The organism is Streptomyces sp. SID3212 (assembly GCF_009865405.1).
GTDB lineage: Bacteria > Actinomycetota > Actinomycetes > Streptomycetales > Streptomycetaceae > Streptomyces.
Genome location: NZ_WWJY01000617.1, coordinates 1 through 11,776 on the forward strand (window position 1 = coordinate 1; position 11,776 = coordinate 11,776).

An 11,776-nucleotide genomic window follows, 5' to 3' on the forward strand; every position below is an offset into this window, starting at 1 on the left:
CGGGGCCGGTGCCGACGCGGGAGCCGGGGAGGGCGCGGGAGCCGGGGCCGGTGCGGGGGCCGAGACCGGGGCCGACGCGGGAGCGGAGAAGCCGCGGCGCCGACAGGCCCGCGGCGAGCGCCGCATCGCCCAGCTGCTCGACGCGGCGGCCAACGTCTTCTGCACCACCGGCTACACCGCCGCGAGCACCAACTCCATCGCCCGGGAGGCGGGCGTCTCGCCCGGCACGCTCTACCAGTTCTTCCCGAACAAGGAAGCCATCGCCGTCGAGCTGGGCGACCAGTTGCTGCGGCGCTGGCGCGAGACGTACGGCCAGGCGTTCCTGCCCGCGCACCTGAACCTGCCGCTGGACGAGCTGCTGGACGCCGTCCTCGACCCGCTCATCGAGTTCAACCAGGCGAATCCCGCCTTCGCCGTGCTCATCCAGGGGTCCGACATCCCCGGTCATGAGACCTTGCGGCACGAGAAGCTGCACGGCGGCCTGATGGAACGCACCGAGGAGATCCTGGCCGGGTACCTGCCGGACGCGCCGCCGGCCGACATCACCAGGACCGCGAACATGATCTTCGCCGTCTTCAAGGCCGGACTCGGGCTGATCCTCACCCACGAGGGCGCCGAGCGCGACGCGTACACGAAGGAACTGAAGACCGTCCTCCACCGCTATCTGAGCCCGCTCGTGGGCGAGGCGGGCTGCTAGGGCGTGTCCGCGGCGGAGCGCCGGACGGGCTGGGACGGGCGGCGCGGCACGGGTGCCGCGCGGGGGTGGCCCCCGGCTTCGCTTTCATACCCCCTAGGGGTAAAGTTCGAGGAGTCGGGGTGTCACGGGCCTCCCGCGATCCCCCGGCGCACCCCTAAGCGGGTAACGATGCTGTCGAATGCTCTCGAAGAGGAGAACGCCATGACCACCGAGACGACGACCGAGTCCACCGGGACCTCCGGCGGAGTCACCACCGTCTACCAGGTCAAGGGCATGAGCTGCGGCCATTGCGAAGGTGCCGTCTCCGGCGAGATCTCCACGATCGAGGGCGTCACGTCCGTCCAGGCCACGGCCGCCACCGGCCAGGTGACAGTCGCGTCCGAATCGGTACTGGACGAGAGCGCCGTTCGCGCGGCCGTGGACGAGGCGGGATACGAGCTGGTCGAACACGTCTGACCGTCGACAGTCACATAATCGTAGGTCTGGGCGTGGGTTCACCCCTTGTTTCCGTGGTTCTTGACCTCGACGGCCTGCGGCTCTACATGTGAGCCACAAGACCTTCACAAAGAGATCTAGATCACATAGATTGAGGGGTAACCATTCGGGCAGCTCGCGTGTCTTAGAAGGCGATGCCGGAGAACGTCTTGGGGGACGTTCGAAGGCATGTCATGGGACGTCTTGGGGGACGTTCCGGACAGGCGCGATCGACCGGGGCACGTGCACCGCGGGGAGCTTGAGCGGCCCTCCCGTACGTACGTACCCCGGTCAGAGCGCAGCGAGAAGCCCGCTGTTGGTTTCAGCAGACGCCCGGGCCGGATCCCGTGGGGGGAATCCGCATCCGGGGATATGGAGAGCGCCCCGCTCGCCGACCCGTGGGGGGATCGGCGGCGGGGCGCTTTTCGTTGTTCTGCGTTCTGCGTTCTGCGTTCTGCGTTCTGCGAGCCTGTCCGCGGGCCTCCTGGGAGGCCCGCGGGCCCGCCGGGGTCAGCGGCCCTCGACCGGGACGAAGTCGCGCAGGACCTCGCCGGTGTAGATCTGGCGCGGACGGCCGATGCGGGATCCCGGCTCCTTGATCATCTCGTGCCACTGGGCGATCCAGCCGGGCAGCCGGCCGATCGCGAAGAGCACGGTGAACATCTCGGTCGGGAAGCCCATGGCCCGGTAGATCAGGCCGGTGTAGAAGTCCACGTTCGGGTAGAGCTTGCGCTCGACGAAGTACTCGTCGGCCAGCGCGTGCTCCTCCAGCTTGAGCGCGATGTCGAGCAGTTCGTCGGACTTGCCGAGCGCCGACAGAACGTCGTGCGCCGCCGCCTTGATGATCTTCGCCCGGGGGTCGAAGTTCTTGTAGACGCGGTGCCCGAAGCCCATGAGCTTCACGCCGTCTTCCTTGTTCTTCACCTTGCGGATGAAGGAGTCGACGTCGCCGCCGGCCGCCTGGATGCCTTCGAGCATCTCCAGGACGGAGGCGTTGGCGCCGCCGTGCAGCGGGCCCCACAGCGCGCTGATGCCGGCGGAGATCGAGGCGAACATGTTCGCCTGCGAGGAGCCGACCAGACGCACCGTGGACGTCGAACAGTTCTGCTCGTGGTCCGCGTGCAGGATGAAGAGCTTGTCGAGCGCGGCGACCACGACCGGGTCCGGCACGTACTCCTGCGCCGGGACCGAGAACGTCATGCGCAGGAAGTTCTCGACGTACCCGAGGTCGTTGCGCGGGTAGACGAAGGGGTGGCCGATCGACTTCTTGTACGCGTACGCCGCGATCGTCGGAAGCTTGGCGAGCAGCCGGATCGTCGAGAGGTGGCGCTGCTTCTCGTCGAACGGGTTGTGACTGTCCTGGTAGAACGTCGACAACGCGCTGACCACGGAGGACAGCATCGCCATCGGGTGCGCGTCGCGCGGGAAGCCGTCGTAGAAACGCTTGACGTCCTCGTGCAGCAGCGTGTGCTGGGTGATCTCGTTCTTGAACGAGGCCAGCTGGTCGACGGTCGGAAGCTCGCCGTTGATCAGCAGGTACGCCACCTCGACGAAGCTGGAGCGCTCGGCCAGCTGTTCGATGGGGTAACCGCGATAACGGAGGATGCCTTCCTCGCCGTCGAGGTAGGTGATCCCGGACTTGTAGGCGGCGGTGTTGCCGTACCCGCTGTCCAGTGTCACCAGGCCGGTCTGAGCACGGAGCTTTCCGATGTCGAAGCCCGAATCGCCGACGGTGCTGTTGATCACCGGATAGGTGTACTCGCCGTCGCCGTACCGCAGTACTACCGCGTCGTTCGCGTCGTTGTCGCGTTTCTCGCTCACGTCATCCCTCACCGACGTAGTGCCTCTTCTTCGAGGTGCCCTGACTGTCTCTACCATCCCCCATTTGGCTCAGGAGAGTGCACTCGGGGTCGGCCATTAGGCCTATCCGCGGCACTCAGTGCCGCGAACCTGTTCATCCTGCCTTCTTCGCACCCGTTCTGAAAGTCCACGCGCTCAGTTGCGTACGGCGGGCCGGTCGTCGGGGAGCGAAAGGCCCGACAGCCGGTGGTCCAGGGCGGTGAAACGTCTGCCCGCCGAGACCGTTCGCACCGCCTGCCCTATGGCCTTGCGCGAGCCGACCAGCACCACCAGTTTTTTGGCCCGGGTGACGGCGGTGTAGAGGAGGTTGCGCTGGAGCATCATCCAGGCCCCCGTCGTGACCGGGATGACCACGGCCGGGTACTCACTGCCCTGGGACCGGTGGATCGTCATCGCGTACGCGTGCGCCAGTTCGTCCAGTTCGTCGAAGTCGTACGGCACCTCTTCGTCCTCGTCCGTCAGCACCGTCAGCCGCTGGTCCTCCAGATTCAGCGAGGTGACCACCCCGACCGTGCCGTTGAAGACCCCGTTCTCGCCCTTCTCGTAGTTGTTGCGGATCTGGGTGACCTTGTCCCCCACCCGGAACACCCGGCCGCCCAGCCGCTTCTCCGGCAGGTCGGGGCGGCCCGGCGTGATGGCCTGCTGGAGCAGACCGTTCAGCGCGCCCGCGCCGGCCGGCCCCCGGTGCATCGGGGCCAGCACCTGGACGTCACGCCGCGGGTCCAGCCCGAACTTCGCCGGGATCCGGCGGGCCGCCACCTCCACCGTGACGCGGCCGGCGTCCTCCGTCTCGTCCTCCACGAAGAGGAAGAAGTCGGAGAGGCCCTCGGTGATCGGATGCACCCCCGAGTTGATGCGGTGGGCGTTGGTGACCACGCCCGACTGCTGAGCCTGGCGGAAGATCCGCGTGAGCCGGACCTGGGGCACCGGCCCGCCCTCCGCCAGCAGATCCCGCAGCACCTCCCCCGCACCCACCGACGGCAGCTGGTCGACATCCCCCACCAGCAGGAGGTGGGCGCCCGGCGCCACCGCCTTCACCAGCTTGTTGGCGAGCAGCAGGTCCAGCATCGAGGCCTCGTCCACGACCACCAGGTCCGCGTCCAGGGGTCTTTCCCTGTCGTACGCCGCGTCCCCGCCCGGTTTCAGCTCCAGCAGCCGGTGCACCGTGGACGCCTCGGCGCCCGTCAGCTCGGCCAGCCGCTTGGCCGCGCGCCCGGTGGGGGCCGCCAGCACCACCTTGGCCTTCTTCGCACGCGCCAGCTCCACGATCGAGCGGACCGTGAAGGACTTCCCGCAGCCGGGGCCGCCCGTCAGGACGGCGACCTTCTCGGTCAGCGCGAGCCGGACCGCCTGCCTCTGCTCGGGCGCCAGCTCCGCGCCCGTACGGTCGGCGAGCCACGCCAGCGCCTTGTCCCACGCGACGTCCCGGAAGGCCGGCATCCGGTCCTCGCCGGTCCGCAGCAGCCGGAGCACCTGGGCGGAGAGGGACAGCTCCGCGCGGTGGAACGGCACCAGATAGATCCCGTTGACCGGCTCCCCGCCGTCCGGCCCCGGCACGCGCTCGCGCACCGCCCCCTCGTCCTCCGTGGTCAGCTCGGCCAGGCACTCGATGACCAGGCCCGTGTCGACCTGGAGCAGCTTCACGGCGTCCGCGATGAGCCGCTCCTCGGGCAGGAAGCAGTGGCCCTGGTCGGTGGACTGCGACAGCGCGTACTGGAGGCCTGCCTTGACCCGCTCCGGGCTGTCGTGCGGGATGCCGACGGCCTGCGCGATCCGGTCGGCGGTGAGGAAGCCGATGCCCCAGACGTCGGCCGCCAGGCGGTACGGCTCGTTCCTGACCACCGAGATCGAGGCGTCGCCGTACTTCTTGTAGATCCGCACCGCGATGGAGGTGGAGACACCGACGCCCTGGAGGAAGATCATGACCTCCTTGATGGCCTTCTGCTCCTCCCAGGCGGCGGCGATCATCTTCGTCCGCTTGGGGCCCAGCCCGGGAACCTCCACGAGTCTCTTCGGCGCCTCCTCGATGATGTCCAGGGTGTCCAGCCCGAAGTGCTCCACGATCCGGTCCGCGATGCGCGGGCCGATGCCCTTGATCAGGCCGGATCCGAGGTAACGGCGGATGCCCTGGATGGTGGCGGGCAGGACCGTCGTGTAGTTCTCCACCGTGAACTGCTTGCCGTACTGGGGATGCGAGGCCCAACGCCCCTCCATCCGCAGCGACTCGCCCGGCTGCGCGCCGAGCAGCGCGCCGACGACGGTGAGGAGATCACCGCCCCGGCCGGTGTCCACCCGGGCAACCGTGTAGCCGTTCTCCTCGTTCGCGTACGTGATGCGCTCAAGGACGGCTTCGAGCACGGCGAAGGAGGGGGAAGGGAACGGGGAGGAAGAGGGGGTTGCGGTTGGCGTGGAGGGCGGATGAGTGGACTGGTTGGGCATGAACTGACGCTACCGCCGGACTCCGACATCGCGCCCGGCCTGTGGATAACTCCCGGGGAGCGCCGTTCCGGGGAGCCCGTGAAAGGCGTCTCCGGACGCCCCGGCGCGCTACTAGGGGCCCGGTCAGAAGACCGGGCCCCGCGCGCTCCCCCCACCGGCAAGGCTTCCTGATCCCCCCGGATCCGTCCCCCGAAAACCTTGCCGACCTATACGACTCATCTCACGCTGAGATGGTTGCACGAATCCGCAGCGTTATTTTTTGAGGCCGCGTCACTGTCGGCGGAGGCAGGGGGATTTCCTAGCGGGAGTGCGTCACGTACCGCTCCACTACCTCCGTCAGCAGCTCCACGCCGTCCCTCTTCCACAGCTCGTCGTTGAACAGCTCCACCTCGATCGGCCCGCCGTACCCCGCCGCGTCCACCCGCGCGCGCCAGGCCCGCAGGTCGACCGATCCGTCGCCGAGCTGGCCACGGCCGTTCAGGACTCCGGCGGGAAGGGGGGTGGTCCAGTCGGCCAGTTGGAAGGAGAACACACGGTCGGCGGCGCGGGCGACGGCCGCGGGCGCCCGGTCGTCCCACCAGACGTGGTACGTGTCCACAACCACCCCGACCTGCTCCGCCGGGAAGCGTTCGGCCAGTTCGAGGGCCTGGTCGAGCGTGGAGACCACACACCGGTCCGAAGCGAACATCGGGTGCAGCGGCTCGATCGCGAGCCGGATGCCTCGTTCACCGGCGTACGGTGCCAACTCGGCGAGCGCGTCCGCGATCCGCTCCCGGGCACCCGCCAAGTCGCGGCTGCCGGGCGGCAGTCCGCCGGAGACGAGGACCAGCGTGTCCGTGCCGAGCGCCACCGCCTCGTCGATCGCCGCCCGGTTGTCGGCGAGTGCCTCGGCGCGTGCGGCCGGGTCGATCGCGGTGAGGAAGCCTCCTCGGCAGAGTGTGGTGACGGTGAGCCCGGCGTCCCGTACGAGCTTGGCGGCGGCCTCGACTCCGTACTCCTGAACAGGCGCACGCCACAGGCCGACACCGGAGATCCCGAAGCGTACGCAGGCCTCGGTCAGTTCCGGGAGGGAGAGCTGTTTGACCGTCATCTGGTTGATGCTGAAGCGGCTGAGGTCGGGGGCGGGGCCCGTGCCCGTGCCGGCGGCGGTGGCGCTGTTCGGATCTTCCGTCATCGGCTCACTCCGTACACGTCCAGCAGCGACCCCATCCGCGCCTCGGCGACCGTCGGGTCCGGGAACAGGCCCAGCTCGTCCGCCAGTTCGTACGCCCGCGCCAGATGGGGCAGCGAACGCGCCGCCTGGAGTCCGCCGACCATCGTGAAGTGGTCCTGGTGGCCCGCCAGCCACGCCAGGAACACCACGCCCGTCTTGTAGAAGCGGGTGGGTGGTTGGAAAAGATGGCGGGACAACTCCACCGTGGGATCGAGCAGTTCGCGGAAACCGTTCGTGTCGCCGGTGTCCAGGACCCGTACCGCCTCCGCCGCCACCGGTCCCAGCGGATCGAAGATCCCCAACAGAGCGTGGCTGAAGCCCTGTTCGTCGCCCGCGATCAGCTCGGGGTAGTTGAAGTCGTCGCCCGTGTAGCAGCGCACGCCCCGGGGCAGCCGACGGCGCAGCTCGACCTCCCGCCGGGCGTCCAGCAGCGAGACCTTGATGCCGTCGATCTTGTCGGGATGCGCGGCGATGACCTGGAGGAACGTCTCGGTGGCGGTGTCGAGATCCCCGCTGCCCCAGTACCCGTCGAGCGCGGGGTCGAACATCGGTCCGAGCCAGTGCAGTACGAGGGGCTCCGCGGCCTGGCGCAGGAGGTGCCCGTAGAGGTCGAGGTAGTCGTCGGGGCTCGTCGCCGCCGCCGCGAGCGCGCGCGACGCCATGAGGATGGCCTGCGAACCGGTCGCCTCGACGAGCGCGAGCTGCTCCTCGTACGCGACCCTCACCTCGCCCAAGGTGTGTACGCCGGGGCGTAGTTGGTCGGTGCCGACCCCGCAGGCGATGCGACCGCCGACCGCCTTCGCCTCGGCGGCGGAGCGGCGGATCAGTTCGGCGGCGCCCGCCCAGTCCAGCCCCATGCCGCGCTGCGCGGTGTCCATGGCCTCCGCGACCCCGAGCCCGTACGACCAGAGGTGGCGGCGGAAGGCGAGCGTGGCGTCCCAGTCGACGGCGGCGGGCGCGTCGGGGCTGGTGTCGGCGTAGGGGTCGGCGACGACGTGGGCCGCCGAGAAGACCGTGCGGGAGGTGAGGGGGGCGGGGTGGGGTGATACTGCCGCGACGAAGTGCGCGGGTTCGGTGCGGGGTGTGTACGTACGCAACTCCCCTCCGGCGGACGGCAGTCGGAGGGTCACAGGGTCAGCTCCGGTACGTCGAAGCGGCGGCCCTCCGCCGAGGACCGCAGCCCCAGCTCGGCGAGTTGGACCCCGCGCGCGCCCGCGAGGAGGTCCCAGCGGTACGGCTCGTCGAGCGCGAGGTGGCGCAGGAACAGTTCCCACTGCGCTTTGAAGCCGTTGTCGAACTCCCCGTTGTCCGGGACCTCTTGCCACTGGTCGCGGAAGGACTCGGTGACGGGGAGGTCCGGGTTCCACACCGGCTTGGGGGTGGCGCTGCGGTGCTGCACGCGGCAGCGGCGCAGACCGGCGACCGCCGAGCCGTGCGTACCGTCGACCTGGAACTCCACGAGTTCGTCGCGGTTGACCCGTACCGACCAGGCGGAGTTGATCTGCGCGACCACGCCGCCCTCCAGCTGGAAGATGCCGTACGCGGCGTCGTCGGCGGTGGCGGCGTACGGCTTGCCCCGCTCGTCCCAGCGCTCGGGGATGTGGGTGGTGATGTGCGCCTGGACGGTGGTGACACGGCCGAAGAGTTCGTGGAGGACGTACTCCCAGTGCGGGAACATGTCGACGGTGATGCCACCGCCGTCCTCGGCGCGGTAGTTCCAGGAGGGGCGCTGGGGGTCCTGCCAGTCGCCCTCGAAGACCCAGTAGCCGAACTCCCCCCGTACGGAGAGGATTTGGCCGAAGAAGCCGCCGTCGATGAGGCGCTTGAGCTTGAGGAGACCCGGCAGGAAGATCTTGTCCTGGACGACGCCGTGCTTGATTCCGGCGCTCCGGGCGAGCCTGGCCAGGTCGAGGGCGCCGGCGAGGTCGGCGGCGGTCGGCTTCTCCGTGTAGATGTGCTTGCCGGCGGCGATGGCTTTTTTGACCGACTCGACGCGGGCCGAGGTGACCTGCGCGTCGAAATAGAGGGAGATCGTGTCGTCCGCCAGAACGGCGTCGAGATCCGTCGACCATTCGGTGAGGCCGTGGCGTTCGGCGATCTCCTTCAGGGCGTGTTCGCGGCGCCCGACGAGGACCGGCTCCGGCCAGAGCACCTCGCCGCCGCCGAGGTCCAGGCCGCCCTCTTCGCGGATCGCGAGGACGGAGCGCAGCAGATGCTGCCGGTACCCCATCCGCCCCGTGACGCCGTTCATGGCGATCCGCACTGTCCTGCGTGTCACGAAGTTCCCTCCATACGGCCGTAGCAAGCGCTTTCTATAGGGTATGAAGCTAGCCTGCGATTCCGGGACGGACAAGAGCCGGGCCGGGATCTCACCCCTCGTGGTCCGGTCCGCCCGGCACTCACCCTCGTATCCCTCGGAGGAAAGCGATGACAGTCAGCCCGCTCTCTGGAGGCGAACGATGACGGTCACCCTGGCGGATGTGGCGGCCCGCGCGCGGGTGTCGCCCGCCACCGTGTCCCGCGTGCTGAACGGCAACTACCCGGTGGCCGCGACCACCCGGGAGCGGGTGCTGCGGGCGGTGGACGAGCTGGACTACGTACTCAACGGCCCCGCCAGCTCGCTCGCCGCCGCCACGTCGGACCTGGTCGGCATCCTCGTCAACGACATCGCGGACCCCTTCTTCGGGATCATGGCGGGGGCGGCGCAGACGGAGATCGGCGGCCAGGAGGGCACGGGGCGGGCGGGCGGCGAGAAGCTCGCCGTCGTCTGCAACACGGGGGGCTCGCCGGAGCGCGAACTGACGTATCTGACTCTCCTCCAGCGCCAGCGGGCGGCGGCCGTGGTCCTGACGGGCGGGGCCCTCGAAGATCCGGACCATATCGCCGCGATGGCCTCGAAACTGGCCAAACTCGCCGACGCGGGGACGCGGGTGGTGCTGTGCGGCCGGCCGCCGCTGCCGGACGGCGAGGCGATAGTGGCGGCGCTGGCGTTCGACAACCGTGGGGGCGGGCGGCGGCTGACGGAACACTTGCTGGCGCTGGGGCACCGGAAGATCGGTTACGTGGCGGGGCCGGCGGAGCGGACGACGACGCGGCATCGGCTGGAGGGGCATCGGGAGGCGTTGGGGGCGGGTGGGGTTTCTGGTGCGGCCGGTGAGGCCGCTGATCAGGAGCTGCTGACCGTGCACGGGCCGTACACCCGGCGGTCAGGGTACGAGGCGACGCTGGAACTGCTGCGCCGGGCGCCGGATCTGACCGCTGTGATCGGCGCGAACGACACGGTGGCGCTGGGGGCGTGCGCGGCCATCCGCGACCAGGGGTTGCGCATCCCGCAGGACATCTCGGTGGCGGGCTTCGACGACCTGCCGTTCTCGGTGGACGCGATGCCCGCGCTGACGACGGTACGGCTGCCGCTGTACGAGGCGGGGGCGCGGGCGGGGCGGCTGGCGATGGGGACGGAGGCGCCGCCGCCGGGCGGGATCGCGACGATCGGGGCGGAGCTGATGGTGCGGGGGTCCACGGGGGTGGCGCGGGTGGGGTGAGGGTTGGGGTGAGGGGTGCGGTCGGTCGGTCGGGGACGGCTCGGGCGGGGTGAGGGGGTGTGGTCGGGGGCGGCTCGGACGAGGTCAGGGGTGTGGTCGGAGGGGCGTCGGGGGGTGTGATCAGCGGTGACGGGGTACTGGGGTGTGATGGCTTGATGTCCTGGAATGCGTCGTTCAGATGTCGTTCCGATGCCTCGTTCGGAAAGGAACAATCTCGTGAAGTTCGCCTTCTCCACCCTCGGAGTGCCGGGCCTGCCCATCCCTGAGGTCGTCGGACTGGCCACCGCCACCGGCTACCAGGGCGTGGAGCTCCGCGCCCACCCGGAGGAACCGGTCCACCCCGGAATCGGCGCGGCCGAGCGGGCCTCGGTGGTGGACGACTTCAAGCGGGCCGGCGTCGAGATCCTGACGGTCGCCGGGTACGTACGGGTCGCCGACACGACGGCCGACGAGGACTCCGTACGGCAGGAACTCGACGACCTCCTCTGGCTGGCCCGTGACCTGGGCGCCGCGAACGTCCGCGTCTTCCCGGGCGGCGGGGACCAGGACCCGGCGGAGGCCGACGCGGCGGCGGCAAGGCGGCTGGGCGCGGCGGGGGAAGTGGCCGCCGACTTCGGCGTACGGATCCTGCTGGAGACCCATGACTCGCACCGTACGGGCGTGGACGCGGCGCGGGTGCTGGGGACGGTGGGGCACCCGCAGGTGGGTGTGTTGTGGGACGTGATGCACACGTGGCTGGGCGGGGAGGACCCGATCACCACGCACGCGGTACTGGCGCCGCACCTGGGCTACGTACAGGTCAAGGACATCGCCTCGGCGGAGGACACGACTCCGCTGGCGCTGGGGGCGGGGGTGCTACCGCTGGCGGAGTGCATGGCGCTTCTGGCGGACGGCGGTGCCGGGGGTGACGCGGGTGACGACGGTTGGGTGTGCTGGGAGTACGAGAAGCGCTGGTATCCGAAGGCGCCGGAGTTGCAGGGGCTGCTGGAGGCTGGGCGGGGGTATTTGGAGGGGCTGGTGGGTGGGGGGCGTTGAGGCTGGGGTTGCTGAGGTGAGGGGTCGTTGAGGTGGAGGGACTGAGGCGGGGCTGCGGCCGAGGTGGACGAGTAGGTTGATCTACGTGTACGAGTACGTCGGCCCGGTCGCGATCAGAGCCGCGTCGGTGCGGCCGGGCGGTGAGGTGCGGGTGGTGTTCCGCCGCTGCTTGGGCGGGGCCCGGATCCGCAGTGCCGAGAGGTGAACGTGGTGAGGGAGGGGGACTTCTTCTGCGTGTTCTGTGGGGGCGAGCTGCCGGCGGAGTGGAATGTGGGGGCGCGGAGCGTTCGGGGGCGGGTGCGGGTTCGGACCGAGAGGTAGTCGGGGTGCCCGGCGTCGAATGAGGCGGGGTGGGGCCGCCCCTTGCGGTTGAGTGTCGCGGTTTCGGGCCGGGCGTCAAGGGCGCTCCTGCGTCGCGTCGCTTCGCGATGACCTGCGGTCACCCTTGACCCCCACCCCGAAACCGCAAGGGAAGGCAGAGGGGGGCGGCCCGGGGGAAGGTTCCCCGACAACCCC

At 69.8% G+C, this 11,776-nt stretch carries 9 protein-coding genes; 4 read left to right on the forward strand and 5 right to left on the reverse strand.

Annotation, left to right across the window (positions count from 1 at the left end):
* Together GT042_RS18410 and GT042_RS18415 are read left to right on the forward strand one after the other, a co-directional pair.
* Positions 1–697, forward strand: a 697-nt coding sequence (locus GT042_RS18410) for a TetR/AcrR family transcriptional regulator (RefSeq protein WP_237530916.1), incomplete at its 5' end; no start/stop codon positions are given.
* Positions 698–898: 201 nt separating this feature from the next.
* Positions 899–1,153: a cation transporter gene (locus GT042_RS18415; RefSeq protein ID WP_161309811.1), complete on the forward strand. Its 255-nt coding sequence runs from the start codon at positions 899–901 to the stop codon at positions 1,151–1,153.
* A gap of 528 nt (positions 1,154–1,681) precedes the next feature.
* Here the strand turns inward: GT042_RS18415 and GT042_RS18420 are convergent.
* The 5 genes from GT042_RS18420 to GT042_RS18440 all read right to left on the reverse strand — a co-directional run bounded on the left by GT042_RS18420 (position 1,682) and on the right by GT042_RS18440 (position 8,961).
* Positions 1,682–3,004 (reverse strand): citrate synthase, encoded by a 1,323-nt coding sequence (locus GT042_RS18420; RefSeq protein ID WP_161309812.1) that lies wholly within the window; start codon positions 3,002–3,004, stop codon positions 1,682–1,684.
* Between the two features lie 162 nt (positions 3,005–3,166).
* Positions 3,167–5,389, reverse strand: a complete 2,223-nt coding sequence (locus GT042_RS18425; RefSeq protein WP_161309813.1) for an ATP-dependent RecD-like DNA helicase — start codon at positions 5,387–5,389, stop codon at positions 3,167–3,169.
* A 379-nt stretch (positions 5,390–5,768) separates the two neighbouring features.
* Entirely contained in the window at positions 5,769–6,644 is an 876-nt protein-coding gene (locus GT042_RS18430; RefSeq protein ID WP_161309814.1) for a sugar phosphate isomerase/epimerase family protein, read from the reverse strand.
* Positions 6,641–7,813 (reverse strand): dihydrodipicolinate synthase family protein, encoded by a 1,173-nt coding sequence (locus tag GT042_RS18435; protein WP_161309815.1) that lies wholly within the window; start codon positions 7,811–7,813, stop codon positions 6,641–6,643. The genes GT042_RS18430 and GT042_RS18435 overlap by 4 nt, the downstream gene beginning before the upstream one ends.
* Entirely contained in the window at positions 7,810–8,961 is a 1,152-nt protein-coding gene (locus tag GT042_RS18440) for a Gfo/Idh/MocA family oxidoreductase (protein WP_161309816.1), read from the reverse strand. The genes GT042_RS18435 and GT042_RS18440 overlap by 4 nt, the downstream gene beginning before the upstream one ends.
* A gap of 181 nt (positions 8,962–9,142) precedes the next feature.
* On the opposite strand from GT042_RS18440, the gene GT042_RS18445 reads away from it, so the two are divergent.
* Positions 9,143–10,225 carry a LacI family DNA-binding transcriptional regulator gene (locus GT042_RS18445; RefSeq protein WP_161309817.1) on the forward strand — a complete coding sequence of 361 codons (1,083 nt, stop codon included), beginning with the start codon at positions 9,143–9,145 and terminating at the stop codon, positions 10,223–10,225.
* A gap of 216 nt (positions 10,226–10,441) precedes the next feature.
* Entirely contained in the window at positions 10,442–11,260 is an 819-nt protein-coding gene (locus GT042_RS18450; RefSeq protein WP_161309818.1) for a sugar phosphate isomerase/epimerase family protein, read from the forward strand.
* Positions 11,261–11,776: the final 516 nt, after the last annotated feature.